The following is a 16,497-nucleotide window of genomic DNA, read 5'->3' on the forward strand; positions in this document are numbered from 1 at the left end:
GAGCGGAACGCGGACGGGGGCGCGGGCGGCGGGACGTACGGGGAGGGCCGAGAAGGCTTACGGCGAGGGCGGTCAGGACCTGTGGGCCGGGACGGAGCGGGTCCTGGCGCCGTCCAGCTCCTCCAGCCAGGCAGCCGCGTTCGCGGTGCGCAGCAGCGAGGTGCCGACCAGCAGTCCGCCGAAGCCCGCGTCGAGCAGCCGCGCCGCGTCGGCCGGGCTGTCGATGGCGCTGGCGCTGACCGGGCACGGCGTACCGGCCGCCCGGAGCGCGGGCAGCAGGGCGAGGCTGCGGTCGAGATTGCCCCGGTCGGTCTCCTTGGCCTTGATGTCCTTGTTGTTGACGGCGATCACGCATGCCTCGGTGTGCGGCAGACCGTCGAGCTCGGCCTCCTCGGTCACCTCGATGAACGGGGTGAGTCCGGCCGCGAGGGCGGCGGTGATCAGGGTGCGCATACTGGACCTGGGCAGCAGCGCGGCCGTGAGCAGTACGGCCGAGGCGCCCAGTTCCACCGCGGTCTTGAGCTGGTCCCTGCGGGTGATGAAGTCCTTCTGGAGCAGCGGCAGATCGGTGAGCGCGGCGACATCGCGCAGCAGCGCGGGGGTGCCGCCGAACCACCGTCCCGTCACCACCGAGATGCACGGGGCGCCCGCCGCCTCGTACGACTCGACGATCGCCGCCGGGGTGCGCCCGCCGAGCAGGTCGTAGCCATGGGCGTCGCGCCGTTTGACCTCCATGACCAGGGGGCGTTCGGCGGCCAGCAGGGCTTCCAGGAAGCGGGCGGTCATAAGGACTCCTCAAGGGACGGGGCGGTCCGCCAGGCGCGGGCCAGGGCGGTGACGGCGGGCACCGAGAAGCGTCCGCCGCCGTCACGGGCGGCGGTGTCGACATCGATGCCGCGGAACCCCGGGTGGGCGGCGACGCCGCCGTAGTCGGCACGGCTCTCCGGGGAGATGCCGCCCGCGAGCAGGAACGGCCGGCTCAGCCTGGGCAGCAGCGCCAGTACGTCCGGCTCCGCCAGCCGCTGTCCCGTACTGCCGATCCGGCCGTCCTCGGTGGCGGCGTCTAGCAGGAACAGATCGGTGCCCGCCCGTTCGTACGCCCCGATCAGCGGGCGTTCGAGGCAGCTTCCGCCGCGCAGGTGCAGGACCTTGACCAGGACCGCGTCGGGCAGGGCGGCGCGCAGTGCCGCGACGACGGGCGGCGGCTGGTACGCGTGCAGTTGCAGCCAGCGCAGACCGGTGCGGCGGGCCAGGCCGGCGAGGGCTTCGGGGTCGCTGAGGAAGGTGACGAGGACCGGTTCGAGCCGGCCGGTGGCATGGGCCGCCGCGACGAGTTCGGTGAGGCGTTCCTCGGACAGCTCGGCGTGGCCGCCCGGTACGCCGTACCACACGCCCACGCAGTCCGCTCCGGCGGCCGCGAGCGTGGTGATGTCGTCGGGCGAGGTGGCTCCGCAGACCTTCAGAACCCGGCGGGTCTCGGGTGCGGCCGAGTGTCCCGCCGGGAGCCTGGAGCCGGGCTCCGGACTCATTTGCCCAGGCCCAGCATCGAGGCGATGCGGTTGTACTGGATTTCCGTGGTGCCGGAGTAGATCGTGCCGGCCACGGCGTTGCGCACGTCCTTCTCCAGACCGTACTCGGTCATGTAGCCGTGACCGCCGAAGATCTGCACGGCGATCAGGCTGGTCTCCACGTTGGCCTCGCTCGTCACCAGCTTGGCGATGGCCAGATCCACGGTGACGTTCTCGCCGGCCGCGAGCCGTTCACCCGTGTCGTACAGCCACTTCCTTGCCGTCTCCAGCCTGATCTTCGTGTCGACGATCTTGTTGGCGACGGACTGGTACGAGCCGATCGGCTTGCCGAAGGAACGGCGGGTCTTCGCGTAGTCGAGGCAGCGGTCGAGCCGGTGCTGCATCTCCCCGACATTGACGATGAAGGAGAACAGGATCTCCCGCTTCATCACGTAGTCGAGCACGATGAACCCTCCGCCGACCCGGCCGAGCACCTGGGTCCTGGGGATACGGCACTCGTCGAAGAACAGCTCGCTGAGCGGCGAGGTCCGCAGTCCCATCTTCTTGGTGGGTTTGCCGATCGTGAGCCCCGGGGTGTCCCGGTCCACGAGGAACGCGGTGACCCCGAGCGGACCGCCGTCCGGATGCGTACGCGCGTAGACGACGAACACATCGGCGACGGGGCCGTTGCTGACGAAGATCTTCGAGCCGTCCAGGACGAACTGGTCGCCGTCCCGCACCGCCCGGGTGGTCATCGCCATGGCGTCCGAGCCGCCCTCGGCCTCGGTGATGGCATGAGCGCCGATCATCTCGCCCGAGCAGATCCGGGTGAGATACCGCTCCTTCTGGCCGTCCGTACCGAACTTCTCCACCGGTACGCCGGTACTGGCCATGGTGGTGGTGACCGAGAAGCTCAGCCCGGAGTCACGGCAGTGCTCGCCCAGCCCTTCGAGCAGATACATGGTGGTGAGCAGGGACTGGCCGAGGCCGCCCCAGCGCTCGTCGAAGGGCAGTTGGAGGATGCCGGTCTCCCGGATCAGTTGCCACTTGTCCCAGGAGAACGTCGCCTGTTCGTCCTGTTCTATGTGGCCGGCGCTGAGCGCCTCACCCCACCGGGCCAGACCTTCTCGCAGTTCGGCCTGGTCGGCGTTCCAGCGGATCACGGCGAGCCTTTCCGTTACGGATGATCAGAGGCGGGCGGTCGAGCGGACTGCGGACGGATCAGGGGCGGTCAGTAGGCGGAGGAGACGTGCTCGTCGAGCTGGTGCACCTCGTCGCCGCGGAGCGCCGGGGAGAACACGCAGATCAGACGCAGGTCCTCGTGCGGGCTGGCGACGAGGTAGTGGGCGTCGTGCTCGTCGAGCGAGTAGAGAACGCCGGGCGTGATCGGGTGCGAGGTGCCGTCCAGCTCGATCACCTCGCCCGAGCCCTCGATGCAGTAGCAGGATTCGATGTGATTGCGGTACTCCAGACGGGACTTGGTGCCCGCGCGCACGATAGTGTCGGTGATGCTGTAGTCGAGGCCGTCGGCGGCCACGATGAAGCGACGGCTCAGGCCATTGCCCCACTCGACCGTCTTCACGTTCTCCAGTTCGCGGATGAACATGATCAACTCCCTGTTCTCTCGGGTGTGATGGAACGGTTGGGCGATACGGACCTGACAAAGGTGCGGAAGCCGTCGATGACGTCGCCCCCGTGGTCGAGCGACTGCTCGATCCGGGCGACTCCTGCGGAGCCGATGATTACGGCATCGGCTCCGCAGGCTCCGACGGTCTCCACGTCCTGCCTGGTCCTGACCCCGAAGCCGATGGCTATCGGGGACGTCGTGTGCGCCCGGAGCGCGGTGACCGTATCCGCCAGGGCGGCGTGGCCGGCGGCCGGAGCGGTGCCGCTGCGTCCGTAGTGGGCGACGAGATAGAGATACGCGGTGGCCTCGGCGGCGGCCTCGGCCATGGTCCCGGGGCTGCTCTGCTGGTAGCAGGTGGTGACGACGGGCACTCCCGCGGCGCGGGCGGCCGTGTGATGGGCGGTGCGCAGCCGGGGCGGCAGCGCGTGGACGAGCAGCCCGTCGGCGCCCGAGTCCGCGATGGCGCGGAGGGTCTTCCCGGGCTCGCGGTGCTTGAGGGAGTGGCTCCAGTCGGCGAGCAGCGCGATCCGCAGCCGCCGCAGCCCGGGCCGTACCTCGGCGATGAACGCGAGCACCTCGTCGAGCCCGACACCGAGGGCGAGCGCGCGGGCGGCCGAGCGGCGGATCACGGGACCGTCGGTGACCGAGTCCGGGAAGGGGACGGCCAGTTCGAGGCAGTCGACGCCCTCCTCGTCCAGCATCAGGACCAGCTCGGCCAGGACATCGAGGGGCGGGTCCCCGGCGTTGAGGAACAGGGCGAGCCCGGGTCCTTCGCCGGGGGCGGTCCTGGGGAAGAAGTCAGCCATGGCTCGCCGTCCCGGTCCCGGTCCTGGCGGTGCGGGGCGCCGCCGCCCGTATCCGCTCCGCGAGATCGCGGGCGGCTCCGCTCCGTACCGCTTCCTCCGTGACGGCGAGGGCCTTGGTCCAGTCGGCGGTGTGGCCGCTCGCGACGGACAGGGCCGCGGCGTTGAGGCAGACCGTACGGGTGGCCACGTCGCCGGCGGTGCCGTCGAGCACGGACAGGAAGTGGGCGGGCGCCGAGGCGGGGTCGGTGACGGGCTGGAGATCCTCGAAACCGCCGTCGCCCCGGACCAGTTGGCCCGCGGGGAAGCGCAGTTCGCGGCCGTCGTTGGTGTGGATGGTGTTGTCGGCGAAGCCGAGCAGCTCATCGGCACCACGGTCGTTGGTGGTCAGCCACAGGGTGCGGCCGGTCACGGTGGTGGCGAGGGCGCGCAGTTCGGCCAGCGGGGCGATCGCCGAGACCCCGGTGACCTGCGCCGTGACGGGCAGGTCCGCGAGGAACGGCCCGAGGGCGTTCAGGAAACGGCCGAACGGTTTCATGCTGGTCGGCGCGATGGTCCTGGCCAGCCGGGTGAGCTGGACGGGGTAGACGAACGGCCCGGCGAAGGCGATGCCGTACCGGTCGAGCGTCTCGGCGGTCTGGTCGTACGAGGAGGTCAGCCGGACACCGAGCCGCTCCAGCAGGTCGACGGAGCCGAGCGAGCTGGTGTACGCGCGCGAGCCGGTCTTGACGACCCGCACCCCGGCCGCGGCGGCGACGAACGCCGACGCGGTGGAGATGTTGAAGGTCCTGGGTCCGCCGCCGGTGCCCACCACATTGACCGTGCCCGCCCAGCGGCCCGCCTCTTCGGCGGGCCGCCGTTCGGCGAGCGAGTCCAGCAGCGCGCGCAGCGTCTCGTGGCCGGGCAGCCCGGTGGTCAGGGAGGCCAGCAGGGCGAGGGCCTGCGCTCTGTCGAGTTCGCCGTCGCCGAGCTGGTCCCAGAACGACCGCCAGGTCTCGCGCCCGACCGGGGCGCGCCGCTCCAGCAGGCCGATGAGTGCCTCATGCACCGTTAACTACCTGCCACCTCTGGACGGCGCGCACCGGCGATGAACGCGTCGATCGCCGCGACACTGCGGAAATTGTTGGGGTCGAGGTCGGCGTCGCCGATCGCCACCTCGAAGCGGTCCTCGACCCAGGCGATCAGCTTCAGCACACCGAGGCTGTCGATGACCCCGTCCGAGAGCAGATCGTGGTCGTCAGCCAGCTCCTGGGCGGTGACGTCCGGCAGGAACTCCTCGATGACGAACTGCTTGATGGTGCCGACGTGGCTCATGACGTCCTTCCTTTTGCTGTTGACAACTCGTGGAGACGGTCGAGCGACTTGCGGTCGACCTTTCCGGTGGCGGTCTTCGGCAGCGGCTCCGCGACGATGTGGAGCTTGGCCGGGACGGCCGCCCTGGGCAGGCTCCGCGCGCAGTGCTGACGGAGTGTCAGGGTGGTCAGTCCGCTGCCGGGGGCGCTCTGGACGGCGGCGACGAGCCGGCGGCCCTCGATCGGGTCGGGTACGGCGGCCACGCCCGCTTCGAGTACGGCGGGGTGGTCGAGGAGGACCCGCTCGACCTCGGCGGTGTTCACGGCGACCCCGCGGACCTTGACCTGGTGGTCGCTGCGCCCGGTGAGATGGAGCCGGCCCGCGGCGTCGCGCCGTACCAGATCGCCGGTACGGAACCAGCGCCGGTCGTCGAGTCCCAGCGGATGGCCGGTGAACTTGTCGGCGTGGCGGGTCCGGTCGAGATAGCCGGCCGCCTGGAAGGGCGTGGACACGTACAGCTCGCCGGAGCCGGGGCCCTGGACGGCCTCGCCGTGCTCGTCGAGGATCAGTGCCTCGACTCCGGGCAGCGGGACGCCGATCGGTACGGGCGGCGCGTCGGCGGCGCTGGTGTCGACCTCGTGGATGAAGCTGTCGTTGGTCTCGGTGCAGCCGTAGATGTTGTGGATCCGGGCCTTGGGGAACAGCTCGGGGAGCGCGGCGAAGGTGCGGTCGGGGATGACGTCGCCGCTGAACATCACATGCTCGACGCCGGGCAGGGTCGCGCCGCGCCGCTGGGCCGCGTCGAGGAGCAGCCCGTAGAACATCGGCACGGCCTGGACGACCTGGACGTCATGGCGTTCGAGGAGGTCGAGCAGATGGCCGCCGCGGGCGGCGAGGCCGGGGTCGACCAGGACGACCCGGCCGCCGTGCGCCAGCGTCGTCCAGACATCGAGCAGGCAGAGGTCGAAGTTGAGCGGGGCGTAGTTGAGCACGGTGCTGCCGGGGCCGATGGAGAAGGCCGGTCCGGCCCAGGCGACGAACCGGTTCACGGCTTCGCGGCCCAGCGGAACGATCTTGGGCAGGCTGGTCGAGCCGGAGGTGGTGAGCATGAACGACACCTCGGCGGCCTCGCGGGGCGCCAGCGGCTGCGGGGTGACCTCGGGGTTCGGCACCACGCCCGGGTCGGTGTCCTCGGGGGTGATCACCCGGCGGCAGCCCGCCTGCGCGAAGAGATCCGCGAGCAGGGCGGGCGCGAGCGCGGGCGAGGGCAGCAGGAAGGGGCGGCGGGCCAGCAGGCAGGCCAGGACGAGGGCGATGGCGGTGGGTGACTTGGTGGCCAGGACACCGACGGGCTCGCCGGGGGCCAGGCCCAGCCGGGCCAGCCGGTCGCGTTCGCGGCCCGCCTGCTCGTACAGCTCGCGGTAGCTGATCTCCTCGCCGTTCCACAACAGGGCTGTGGCATCGGGCCGTTCACGGACCTGGGAGAGGAATCCCCCCACCAGGCCGAGTCCGTCAGTCGTCATCACCGGCTCCGTCTCTGTCCGCGTTCCGGGTCTGGGTGCCTGCTTCCGTGCTTGCGGTGCCTTCCGTGCTGGTCTCTGTGTTCTCAGGGGCTGCCGTTTCGGCGGGTTCGAGTTCGACCCAGCCGCTCTTGACGGCCGGTCCGGCCGGGGTACGGCAGGTGAAGCGGACCACGCGGCCCGCCGCGTCGGGCTGGAGTTCGACACGGAGCGGTTCGCCGGGCGCGACGGGCGCGGAGAAGCGGCCGCCGATCCCCCATACCCGGGAGGCGTCGCCGTCCGCGTACCGGTCGGTGATCTCCTCGACGGCCAGGGCCACCACGCTCATGCCGTGCGCGATGACCGAGTCGAAACCGGCGGCACGGGCCGCGTCCTCGTCGAGATGGATCGGGTTCTCGTCACCCGAGGCCTGGGCGTACCGGCGGATCCACTCGGCGGTCGGCTCATGGACGGTGGTGGCGGGCTCGCCGGAGCCGGAGGGCGCGGGGGCCGCGGCTCCCCCGGCGATGTCGCCGAAGGGTTCGAGGGCGGTGGCGCCCACCAGCAGGGCGCTGGTGACCAGTTCGGCGAAGGGCTCGGCGTCCTCGCGCGTGTCCCCGTCGGCCGCGCCGTCGCCGGTGAGCAGGGAGCGCAGGGCGACGCGCGTGCCGCGCGCCTCACGCCGGGCACCGAGCACTTCGAGCCGTACGGTCACCGTCTCACCGGGGCGTACGAGCCGGTGGCAGCGGATGTCCTGGGAGAGGTGGACCACCGACACGGGTCCCGGCTCGTCCGCGGTCAGCGCCTCCACGGTCCGCTCGGCCACGGTGTGGGCGAGGACGAACGCGTGGACGGGCGAGGCGAGTTCGTCCTTGGCGACGGGCAGCTCGGCACGGACCGCGGACCGGTAGGCGGCGATCTCCTCGGCGGTGACCGTACGGACCGCGGCCGGCGGGTTGAACGCGGAGTTCGTGGAGGTCGTCATACCGGCGCCACCACCAGGCTGGAGTTGTGGCCGCCGAAACCGAAGGAGTTGGACAGCGCGGGTCCGGATGCCACGGCGCGCGGGGCGCCGTGGACCACATCGATTTCCATGCCTGGCTCCAGCCGTTCGTGGTTGGCGGTGGGTGGCACCTCGCGCTCGCGCATCGCCTGCACGGTGGCGACGAGCTCGACGGCGCCCGCGGCACCGATGAGATGGCCGATGACGCTCTTGTTCGCGGTGACCGGGGGCCCGTCGGGGCCGAACACCTTGGCCAGCGCGGTCGCCTCGGCACGGTCGTTGTGCTGCGTGGAGGTGCCGTGCGCGTTGATGTGGACGATGTCCGAGGGGGTCAGGCCCGCGTCGGCGATGGCCCCGTTCATGGCACCGATGGCGCCGCCGCCGTCCGGCAGCGGCATCGAGAGGTGGTACGCGTCGGCCGTGGAGGCGTAGCCCTCGACCGTGGCGTACGTCCGCGCGCCGCGCGCCCGCGCGTCGTCGAGGCGTTCCAGGACGACGAAGCCGGCGCCCTCCCCCATGACGAAGCCGTCGCGGTCTGCGTCGAACGGCCGGGAGGCGTGCTCCGGGTCGTCGTTGCGCAGCGATACGGCGTTGAGGTTGCCGAACCCGGCGAGGGTGACGGGCGTCAGGGTCGACTCGCAGCCGCCGGCCAGGACCACATCGGCCCGGTAGGTCTGGAGCAGCATCAGCCCGTGGCCGACGGCGTCGGCGCCGCTGGAGCAGGTGGTGGCGATGGTCAGGGCGGGGCCCTGCCAGCCGAGCCGCATCGCGATCTGGGCCGCCGCCGCGTTGGGCATCGTCATCAGCGGCATCAGCGGATTGACCCGGTGCGGTCCCGACTCGGTGAAGTTACGGGACTCGGCGTCGCTGGTGGCCCGGCCACCGACGGCGTTGCCGACGACGATCGCGGTACGGTCCGGGTCGGCGTCGGGCGCGCCCGCGTCGCGGTGGGCGGCGAGGGCGGCCGTCGTACCGTACAGCGCGAACGGGTCCATCCTGCGGGCGTCCTTGGCGGGCACCAGCCCGGCCTCGTCGAGCCCGCGGACCCGGCAGCCGATCCGTACCCGGTGGCGCTCCAGGTCGAGATGGGTGAGGGTGGCGGCCGTGGACCGGCCGGCGCGCAGCGCGGACCACAGGTCGCCGGGGGTGCAGCCGGCCGGTGTGACGACGCCCATGCCGGTGATCGCGACAGGCGCCTTGAGCTGTGCGTGCCTCGCTGAGGTTGACATCTCTGATCCCGAATCCCGTACGGACGGCGGAGGGCGGACAGCGGCCGGCCGGCGCCGGCGCGCGAGAGTGAGCGTGAGTGCGGGCAGGCCGGGCCGGCGGCCGGCGCGAGGGCCGGCCGGACCCGGCTCGGGTTTGCGGGTCCCGGCGGATCAGGCCGGGATCAGCCCGCACTGGTGGGCGGCCTTGAGGAAGGCCTCGGCGGCGAAATCGATGTCCGCCTTGGTGTGCCGGGCGGTGATGGCGATCCGCAGCCGCGCCAGGTCGTTGGGGACGGCCGGGGTGACCACCGGCAGTCCGATGACACCGGCAGCGCGGCAGGCGGTGGCGTAGTCGTACGCCGCGTCGTCGGAGCCCGCGATGACCGGGACGACCGCGGTCTCGCTGTCGCCGGTGCGCATTCCGCCGTCGTTGAGCATCTTGCGGAACCGCGCGGACTCGGTCTGGATGTGGCTGACACGCTCGGGCTCGCGCTCCAGGATGCGCAGCGACTCCAGCGCGGCGGCGGCCTGGGCCGGGCCGAGGGCGGCGGAGAAGAGGAACGGGCGCGCCGCGTACTTGAGATGGCCGATCAGCTCGCTCGGTCCCGCGACCCAGCCGCCCATGGAGGGGATGGCCTTGGAGAGGGTGCCCAGCTTGATGTCGACCTTCGCGGTGTAGTCGAAGTGCTCCTCGATGCCCTTGCCGGTGGCGCCGATGACACCGAGGGCATGGGCCTCGTCGACCATCAGGAGCGCGTTGTGCGCGTCGCAGACGGCGCGCAGCTCGGGCAGCGGGGCGATGTCGCCGTCCATCGAGTAGACGCTGTCGACGATGACGAGGCGGACGCCCTCGGGGCTCGCGGCGGCCAGCCGGCGGTCGAGGTGCTCGACATCGTTGTGCCGGAAGCGCGTGACGGTGGCGCCGCTGAGGCGGCAGCCGTCGACGATGCTGGCGTGGTCGTACTTGTCGATGAAGACGGTGTCGCCGCCGCCGACCAGACCGCCGACCGTACCGACGTTGGCCGCATAGCCGGAGCCGAAAACCATGGCCTCCTGGCGGCCGGCGAACCGGGCGACCTCCGCCTCCAGTTCCTCGTGCAGCGGGATGGAGCCGGCCAGCGCCCGCACGCCGTGGTTGCCGGTGCCGTACAGGTCGAGCGCGGCCTTGGCCGCCGCGACCACCCGCTCGTCGCCCGCCAGCCCGAGGTAGCTGTAGCCGGACATCATCAGGAGCCGCTCGCCGTCGAGGTCGGCGTACGCCGAGTCGCGCTCGACCGTGTACGTCACGAAGCTGTTGCGGCGGGCCGGCTCCCACTCGAGGGACTGCACACGACGGCGCGTCGCGTCCAGTTTCGGCGCGAGACGTTCCCATCCTCCGGACGTGTTCACGTGCGTCTCCTCATCCACGTTTCGGACAATTACCGGAGTCCGCTCAACCTTGGACTCAAAGTGCGACGCAATTCAACGACAGCCGCGCAAGCCGCGCGCAACACGACCGTGAAATGGGGAAATCGGACGGCGCAACAAGAACGCGACACGCCCCCGGAAGCGGAATCCATCTCTCCGACCAATTCCCGGGGAATGTTCCCCAGCCAAGGTTGACACGGAGAGAAGGCCGATTGGTATCGTCCAAATCTTGTGCAGGGGGCACGCACCGCTTGTCCCGATATCCTTCACAAGGACCATCGTGACGGGCCCCCTGGCGAGATTCCGACGCCGGTGGCAACCGCCGCCGGTGGAAACGGCAGACAAGCCGACCGCACCGGGGAGTACAGCTTGCTCATCAGACTTGCTGGTCTCGTCACGATCGAACCCGAAGGGGTTCCTCCGCAGCACCTGTCCAGCGCTCAGGCCCAAGTCGCGTTCGCCCGGCTCATTCTGGAAAGGTCCGGGGGCACCAGCCGCGACCAACTGGCGGACACCGTCTGGCCCGACGGCCTGCCCGACACCTGGGCCTCGGCCCTGCGCAGTGTCGTCAGCCGGGTCCGCACATTCGTCACGTTTCCCCGGCAGCAGCCCGGTGTCACCCCGCTCGTCGCCCAGGGCGGCCGCTATCTGCTGCGGCTTCCCGACGACGCGGCGGTGGACATCGAGTGCGCCGAGGCGGCGCTGGGCGAGGCGGCCGACGCGTACGCGGCCGGTTCCTACGCCGTCGCACAGCAGCTCGCGTCCGGCGCCGTGTCAAATCTACGCGGGTCATTCCTGCCGGCCCATGAGGGCGAGTGGGTCAACAGCGTCCGGGAGCGGCTCGATGAGCTGCGTCTTTCCGCGCTGGAGACCGCGAGCCTGGCCTCGTCCGCGCTGGGCGACGAGCATCACGCGCTGCGGTACGCCGAAGAGGCCGTACGCCGTGCTCCGTTCCGGGAGAGCGCGTACCGCTGCCGGATGGCCGCGCACCGTACGGCGGGCAACCGGGCCGAGGCGCTGCGCACGTATCAGCAGCTCAGGGAGGTTCTCGCGGAGGAGCTGGGGATAGACCCGGCGCCGGAGAGCCAGGCCGCGTATCTGGAACTGCTGCGCTCGCCCGATCCGTTGCGGGCGCCGGAGCCGAGGGCGGTCACCCGGCTCGATCCGCTGCTGATGGGCATGTTCGAGGCGCCGAGCCCGAGGCCGGCGGCGCCGCGGCCGTGCACGCTGACGGCGGACGGCTGTCTCACCCATCCGGTGCGTCCGGCGCGCTCCGCGCCGACGCGGCGTGTGGCGTAACCGACAGCGGGGGAACATACGCGGGCGGCCCGGCAGTTGCCGGGCCGCCTCTTTTTTTCGCCGGCCGGTCGGGGCTCGGAGTCCGTCCGAGGGGCCGGGGCATGCCGGACGGCCGGGGCGCGAGGAGCACACCGGCCGTACGGATATGTGACGGGCCTCGTACCGGCGGGGCCGGTGTCAGGTGATCGAGACCCCGCTGTCGATACTGATGACCTGGCCGGTCATGCAGTCCTGGTCCAGGAAGAGCGAGGCGCTGCGGGCCACTTCCTCGACCGTGACGAAGCGAGGGATGGGGGCCTTGTCCTCCATGCCCTCTATGACCCTGCCCGGCAGGTCCTTCGTCATGCCCGTGATCATGAAGCCCGGCGAGAGGGCGTTCACGGTCACCCCGCGGCGGCCGCACTCGGCGGCCAGGGTGCGGGTGAGGCCGATGAGACCGGCCTTGGACGCGGAGTACGCCGTCTGACCCGCTGTCGCGATCAGGCCGGAGGGCGACACCACGTTGATGATCCGGCCCCACCGCCGACGGAGCATGTACGGCACGGCCACCCGGGAGGTGTGGAACGAACCGACCAGGTTGGTCTGGATCACCTGCGCCCAGTCGGCCGGTGACTGCATCGCCATGAGCGAGTCCTTGCGGATCGCGCCGTTGTTGACGAGGACGTCGACCGGGCCGAGTTCATCGCTGATCCGGGCGTACATGGCGTTGACGGCGTCCCAGTCGCCGACGTCGCCGGTGACCACGACCGAGTCGTTGCCGAGCTTCTCCTGGACGGCGCGGGCCTGTTCCTCGGAGCTGTTGTAGTGCACCGCGACCCGGCAGCCGAGCGCGTCCAGCTCCAGGGCCAGGGCCTGGCCGAGCCCGCCGGAGGCCCCGGTGACCAGGGCGACCGGCTGTTCGGGGCGGCTGCCCTGCGGCTTGTTGGCGCTCATTTCCTCACCCCGCCCCACTCCATCAGGATCGAGCCCCAGGTCATGCCCGCTCCGAAGCCCGCGAGCAGCACCTTGTCACCGTTCTTGATCCGGCCCTCGTCGAGCGCCTCGGTGAGAGCGATCGGCACGGACGCGGACGCGGTGTTGCCGTACCGCTCCAGATTGGTGATCAGTGCTTCCTGCCGCAGACCGGTGTGGCTGAGGATCGAGTTGATGATCCGGATATTGGCCTGGTGCGGGATGACATGGTCGATGTCGGCCGCGTCGACCTTGGCGCTCTCCAGGGTCTCCCGGACCGTACGGACCGTGTAGCGCACGGCGTTGAGATAGATCTCATTGCCGTTGATCTTGGCGTAGTGCAGGCCCTGACGGACCGTCTCCTCGGTGGTCGGCATCCTGCTGCCGCCAGCCAGCACCTTGAGACTTCCGGTGCAGGAGCCGTCCGCGCCGAGGTTCCACGCCTTGACCCGGTTCTCGGGTCCGGGCTGGAGGACCACCGCGCCGGCGCCGTCGCCGACGAGGATGGACAGGTCCCGGTCGGCGGGGTTGGCCGTCAGGGTGTGGGTGTCGGAGCCGATCAGCAGGATCGGCCGGGGGTCGATGGCGATCAGCGCCATCGCCGACACCAGCGCGTAGATGAAGCCCGCGCACTCGGAGTTGACGTCGTGCGCGCCTCCCGCGATCCCCAGATCGTGGTGGACGAACGCGGACGTCGCCGGCGAGGGCTGCTCGGGCGTGGCGGTGGCGACGATGAGATGAGCGATGTCGCCACCGGTCAGCCCGGCCTTCTCCAGGGCGCGCCGGCCGGCCTCGACAGCCAGTGAGGCGGTCGTCTGGCCCGGTCCCACGGCCCGGCGCTCCCGGATGCCGCACCGGCTGACGATCCAGTTCTCGTCGACGCCGAAACGCTCCGCCAACTCCACGCTGGTGACCTTGCGCTCGGGTACGGCCATGCCCCACCCGGTGATGTCGAAGCCGTTCACAGGCGCGCTCGCTACGCCTGCGCCGGCTGCGGGACGAGCGCGAGGATCCGCTCGTACACGTGGCGCAGCGTGGTGGTGTCGTCGAGGTCGGCGAAGAGCGACTCGTCGGCGGGGATGTCCGGGTACTGGTTCTGGAACCCGTACAGCCACTCCATCAGGTCCAGCGAGTCCACGTCGGCGATGTGCTGGAGCGGTGCATCGGGGCTGACCTCCTGGGCGCCCGACACGGCCTCGAGCTGGCTCGCCAGTTCTTCGATGGTGGGCAGCGTCATGAGCTTCGGTCCTCTCTCGCGGTGCATCCGGTTTCGAGAGGCATGGAAGCGCGGGCCGCGCAATCCGGGCGCAACACCGCCGACTCATGGACGTCTTGCACATCTGTTGCGAGCGACGCGGTTTGCTCGTGGCCGATTCAACGGTCGGAACGAGCGGCGCAGCGACGAGAACGACAGGAAAGAGGTCGAGGATGACAACGGTCGCCCCCAGATCCGTGGACCCCGAGGTCGACGCGGTCAGGCACCACTACGAGGTGAGCAACGATTTCTACCGGCTCCTGCTGGGTCCGACCATGATGTACTCCGGCGGCTACTGGGAGCAGGGCGAGGACCTCGTCGGGACACTGGACGAGGCCCAGGAGCGCAAGCTCGACACCTTCGCCGAGCTGGCCGGGGCCGCGGGCACCCGCCGTGTGCTGGACATCGGCTGCGGCTGGGGCACGATGCTCAACCGCCTCACCACCGTGCACGGTGTGGAGCAGGCTGTCGGTCTCACGCTGAGCCGCACCCAGGAGGCGTTCATCGCCGGCCTGGACAACCCGCGCATCACCACGCGGGTGGAGAGCTGGGCGGACCACGAGACGGACGACAAGTACGACGCGGCGTTCTGCATCAACGCGCTGGAGCACTTCGTCTCCTCCAACCTGCCGCCGCGCGAGCGCACCAAGCGCTACCGCTTCTTCTTCAACCAGGTGGCCAAGGCCCTCAACCCGGGTGCGAAGTTCGTCCTGCACACGATGACGGCCGAGGCGCAGCCGATGAACCGCGAGCTGCTCGCGGACCTGAAGTTCCTGCAGCGCTCGGAGTTCGAGGGGATGCACATCCCGCACCTCCACGAGCTGACCGCCGCCGCCGAGGGCGTCTTCCACGTCGTGGAGATCACCAACGAGCGGGAGTCCTTCGCCATGGCGTGCCGCGCCTGGCTGGAGCGGCTCGCCGCGGACCGTGAGACGGCCGTCGCCCTGGAGGGCGAGGAGGTCGTGGCCCGCTTCGAGCGCTACCTCGACATCTTCGCCTACACCCTCGAAGACAAGTTCTTCAACAACTTCCGCGTCACCATCGAGCGCAGGGGCTGAGGAGGCCACCGTGACGAGCATTCTCGAACCCGCCCACGGGGGCGGCGTGAGCAACGGGACGGAGGAGCCGGCCGGCCGGGGCCCCACCCGTCATCTGCGGGTCGCGGTCATCGGTACCGGCTTCTCCGGCCTGGGGACGGCCATCCGGCTGCTCCAGAAGGGAATCGACGACTTCCTGGTCTTCGAGCGGGCCGACGAGGTGGGCGGCACCTGGCGCGACAACGACTACCCGGGGTGTGCCTGTGACGTCCAGGCCCATCTGTACTCCTTCTCGTTCGCCCGCAACCCGGAGTGGAAGAGCACCTTCGCCAAGCGCGACGAGGTGTTCGAGTATCTGCGCAAGTGCGCCGACCGCTTCGGGGTACGCCCGCACATCCGCTTCAACCACGAGCTGCTGGCGGCCCGCTGGGACGACCACACCCGGTGCTGGCACATCGAGACCTCGGGCGGCGAGTACACCGCGCAGGTCCTGGTCGCGGGCGTCGGCTACCTCAGTGAGCCGTCCATCCCCGACATGCCGGGACTCGCGGACTTCGAGGGCAAGGTCTTCCACTCGGCGCGCTGGGACCACGACCACGATCTGACGGGCCGCCGGGTCGCCGTGATCGGTACGGGCGCCTCGGCCATCCAGTTCGTGCCGAAGATCCAGCCCGAGGTCGGGCAGCTCGACCTCTACCAGCGCACGCCTCCGTGGGTGGGCCCCAAGAACGACAAGGTCAACAGCAAGTTCCACTCGTCGATGCTGCGCAGCTTCCCGGGCTACCAGAAGTTCCGGCGCAACTTCAACATGTGGGGCCGTGAGGTCCTGGCCTTCGCCTTCGCGCGGCCCAAGGTCGCCGAGAAGGTCCAGAAGATGGCTTCCGACCATCTCAAGAAGAGCGTCAAGGACCCGGCGCTGCGGGAGCGGCTCACGCCCGACTACGTGGTGGCGTGCAAGCGTCTGCTGTTCTCGAACACCTGGTACCCGGCGATCCAGCAGCCGAACGTGGAGATCGTCAGCGACTCCATCGACCATGTCCGGGCCAAGTCCATCGTCACCAAGGACGGCCGGGAGCGCGAGGTCGACACCATCATCATGGGCACCGGCTTCATGGCCACGGACCGTCCGATCGCGCGGCGGATCTGGGGCAAGGGCGGCGTGCAGCTCCGGGAGGCCTGGAGCGAGGGGATGTCCGCGCACCGCGGCACGACCATCGCCGGGTTCCCGAACCTGTTCATGATGCTCGGCCCCAACACGACGCTGGGCCACTCCTCCCAGACCGTGATGATCGAGTCCCAGATCGCCTACGTCATGGACGCGCTCAAGCAGATGGACAAGCGCGGCCTGTCCAGCGTCGAGGTGCGGCCCGAGGCGCAGCAGGCGTACAACGAGACGCTCGACAGGCGGCAGGCCCGCGCGGTCTGGAGCGCCGGTGGCTGCAAGAGCTGGTACCTGGACAGCGCCGGGCGCAACCCGTCGATCTGGCCCACGTACACCTGGCGGTTCCGTAACGGCACCAAGCACTTCGACCTGGGCGAGTACCAGCTCGCCACCACCGTGGGCGCCGGTCGTCCCACGGTCAACCACGCCTGACGAACGGGAGAAA

Annotated in this window: 17 protein-coding genes; 3 read left to right on the forward strand and 14 right to left on the reverse strand. The window is 70.5% G+C overall.

Annotation, left to right across the window (positions count from 1 at the left end; genetic code table 11):
* Nucleotides 1–72: 72 nt before the first annotated feature.
* The 11 genes from WH07_RS21325 to WH07_RS21375 form a co-directional block, all read right to left on the reverse strand.
* Nucleotides 73–786, reverse strand: a complete 714-nt coding sequence (locus tag WH07_RS21325; protein ID WP_046502395.1) for a beta/alpha barrel domain-containing protein — start codon at nt 784–786, stop codon at nt 73–75.
* Entirely contained in the window at nt 783–1,529 is a 747-nt protein-coding gene (locus tag WH07_RS21330; RefSeq protein WP_046502399.1) for a phosphoribosylanthranilate isomerase, read from the reverse strand. The genes WH07_RS21325 and WH07_RS21330 overlap by 4 nt, the downstream gene beginning before the upstream one ends.
* Nucleotides 1,526–2,671: an acyl-CoA dehydrogenase family protein gene (locus WH07_RS21335; RefSeq protein WP_046502402.1), complete on the reverse strand. Its 1,146-nt coding sequence runs from the start codon at nt 2,669–2,671 to the stop codon at nt 1,526–1,528. The genes WH07_RS21330 and WH07_RS21335 overlap by 4 nt, the downstream gene beginning before the upstream one ends.
* A 68-nt stretch (nt 2,672–2,739) precedes the next feature.
* Nucleotides 2,740–3,114, reverse strand: a complete 375-nt coding sequence (locus tag WH07_RS21340; protein ID WP_046502405.1) for an ectoine synthase — start codon at nt 3,112–3,114, stop codon at nt 2,740–2,742.
* A gap of 2 nt (nt 3,115–3,116) precedes the next feature.
* The gene (trpA, locus tag WH07_RS21345) at nt 3,117–3,941 is read right to left on the reverse strand and encodes a tryptophan synthase subunit alpha (protein WP_046502408.1); all 825 of its coding nucleotides are present in this window, start codon (nt 3,939–3,941) and stop codon (nt 3,117–3,119) included.
* Nucleotides 3,934–4,986 carry a hypothetical protein gene (locus tag WH07_RS21350; protein WP_046502410.1) on the reverse strand — a complete coding sequence of 351 codons (1,053 nt, stop codon included), beginning with the start codon at nt 4,984–4,986 and terminating at the stop codon, nt 3,934–3,936. Before WH07_RS21350 ends, trpA begins: the two co-directional genes overlap by 8 nt.
* Nucleotides 4,987–4,988: 2 nt before the next feature.
* The gene (locus WH07_RS21355) at nt 4,989–5,252 is read right to left on the reverse strand and encodes an acyl carrier protein (protein ID WP_046502413.1); all 264 of its coding nucleotides are present in this window, start codon (nt 5,250–5,252) and stop codon (nt 4,989–4,991) included.
* Nucleotides 5,249–6,754 (reverse strand): AMP-binding protein, encoded by a 1,506-nt coding sequence (locus WH07_RS21360; RefSeq protein WP_046502416.1) that lies wholly within the window; start codon nt 6,752–6,754, stop codon nt 5,249–5,251. Before WH07_RS21360 ends, WH07_RS21355 begins: the two co-directional genes overlap by 4 nt.
* The gene (locus WH07_RS21365) at nt 6,744–7,715 is read right to left on the reverse strand and encodes a MaoC/PaaZ C-terminal domain-containing protein (protein WP_052744504.1); all 972 of its coding nucleotides are present in this window, start codon (nt 7,713–7,715) and stop codon (nt 6,744–6,746) included. The genes WH07_RS21360 and WH07_RS21365 overlap by 11 nt, the downstream gene beginning before the upstream one ends.
* The gene (locus WH07_RS21370; RefSeq protein WP_046502418.1) at nt 7,712–8,962 is read right to left on the reverse strand and encodes a beta-ketoacyl-[acyl-carrier-protein] synthase family protein; all 1,251 of its coding nucleotides are present in this window, start codon (nt 8,960–8,962) and stop codon (nt 7,712–7,714) included. The genes WH07_RS21365 and WH07_RS21370 overlap by 4 nt, the downstream gene beginning before the upstream one ends.
* Before the next feature lie 150 nt (nt 8,963–9,112).
* Nucleotides 9,113–10,330: an aminotransferase class I/II-fold pyridoxal phosphate-dependent enzyme gene (locus tag WH07_RS21375; RefSeq protein ID WP_046502420.1), complete on the reverse strand. Its 1,218-nt coding sequence runs from the start codon at nt 10,328–10,330 to the stop codon at nt 9,113–9,115.
* 387 nt (nt 10,331–10,717) lie between these two features.
* On the opposite strand from WH07_RS21375, the gene WH07_RS21380 reads away from it, so the two are divergent.
* A complete protein-coding gene (locus WH07_RS21380; RefSeq protein WP_063775804.1) occupies nt 10,718–11,647 on the forward strand; it encodes an AfsR/SARP family transcriptional regulator in 930 nt (309 codons plus the stop codon).
* 177 nt (nt 11,648–11,824) lie between these two features.
* Here the strand turns inward: WH07_RS21380 and WH07_RS21385 are convergent, their stop codons facing one another.
* The 3 genes from WH07_RS21385 to WH07_RS21395 are packed head-to-tail and all read right to left on the reverse strand — an operon-like array spanning nt 11,825 to nt 13,835.
* Entirely contained in the window at nt 11,825–12,580 is a 756-nt protein-coding gene (locus tag WH07_RS21385; protein ID WP_046502423.1) for a 3-oxoacyl-ACP reductase family protein, read from the reverse strand.
* Nucleotides 12,577–13,563, reverse strand: coding sequence for a 3-oxoacyl-ACP synthase III family protein (locus WH07_RS21390; RefSeq protein WP_052744505.1), 987 nt, complete (start codon nt 13,561–13,563; stop codon nt 12,577–12,579). Before WH07_RS21390 ends, WH07_RS21385 begins: the two co-directional genes overlap by 4 nt.
* 11 nt (nt 13,564–13,574) lie before the next feature.
* Entirely contained in the window at nt 13,575–13,835 is a 261-nt protein-coding gene (locus tag WH07_RS21395; protein ID WP_046502425.1) for a hypothetical protein, read from the reverse strand.
* Between the two features lie 191 nt (nt 13,836–14,026).
* Here WH07_RS21395 and WH07_RS21400 point away from each other — a divergent pair, with 191 nt between their 5' ends.
* Together WH07_RS21400 and WH07_RS21405 are read left to right on the forward strand one after the other, a co-directional pair.
* Nucleotides 14,027–14,911, forward strand: coding sequence for a class I SAM-dependent methyltransferase (locus tag WH07_RS21400; RefSeq protein ID WP_046502427.1), 885 nt, complete (start codon nt 14,027–14,029; stop codon nt 14,909–14,911).
* Between the two features lie 10 nt (nt 14,912–14,921).
* Nucleotides 14,922–16,484, forward strand: coding sequence for a flavin-containing monooxygenase (locus WH07_RS21405; protein ID WP_046502430.1), 1,563 nt, complete (start codon nt 14,922–14,924; stop codon nt 16,482–16,484).
* Nucleotides 16,485–16,497 lie beyond the last annotated feature (13 nt).

The organism is Streptomyces odonnellii (genome assembly GCF_000981895.1).
Taxonomy (GTDB): Bacteria; Actinomycetota; Actinomycetes; order Streptomycetales; family Streptomycetaceae; genus Streptomyces; species Streptomyces odonnellii.

Excerpts from the sequence above, each read along its gene's own strand:
- WH07_RS21395 (WP_046502425.1), bottom strand. The coding sequence starts at position 13,835 with ATGACGCTGCCCACCATCGAAGAACTGGCGAGCCAGCTCGAGGCCGTG.
- WH07_RS21355 (WP_046502413.1), bottom strand. The coding sequence starts at position 5,252 with ATGAGCCACGTCGGCACCATCAAGCAGTTCGTCATCGAGGAGTTCCTG.
- WH07_RS21360 (WP_046502416.1), bottom strand. The coding sequence starts at position 6,754 with ATGACGACTGACGGACTCGGCCTGGTGGGGGGATTCCTCTCCCAGGTC.
- WH07_RS21340 (WP_046502405.1), bottom strand. The coding sequence starts at position 3,114 with ATGTTCATCCGCGAACTGGAGAACGTGAAGACGGTCGAGTGGGGCAAT.
- WH07_RS21365 (WP_052744504.1), bottom strand. The coding sequence starts at position 7,715 with ATGACGACCTCCACGAACTCCGCGTTCAACCCGCCGGCCGCGGTCCGT.
- trpA (WP_046502408.1), bottom strand. The coding sequence starts at position 3,941 with ATGGCTGACTTCTTCCCCAGGACCGCCCCCGGCGAAGGACCCGGGCTC.
- WH07_RS21325 (WP_046502395.1), bottom strand. The coding sequence starts at position 786 with ATGACCGCCCGCTTCCTGGAAGCCCTGCTGGCCGCCGAACGCCCCCTG.
- WH07_RS21330 (WP_046502399.1), bottom strand. The coding sequence starts at position 1,529 with ATGAGTCCGGAGCCCGGCTCCAGGCTCCCGGCGGGACACTCGGCCGCA.
- WH07_RS21400 (WP_046502427.1), top strand. The coding sequence starts at position 14,027 with ATGACAACGGTCGCCCCCAGATCCGTGGACCCCGAGGTCGACGCGGTC.
- WH07_RS21370 (WP_046502418.1), bottom strand. The coding sequence starts at position 8,962 with ATGTCAACCTCAGCGAGGCACGCACAGCTCAAGGCGCCTGTCGCGATC.
- WH07_RS21385 (WP_046502423.1), bottom strand. The coding sequence starts at position 12,580 with ATGAGCGCCAACAAGCCGCAGGGCAGCCGCCCCGAACAGCCGGTCGCC.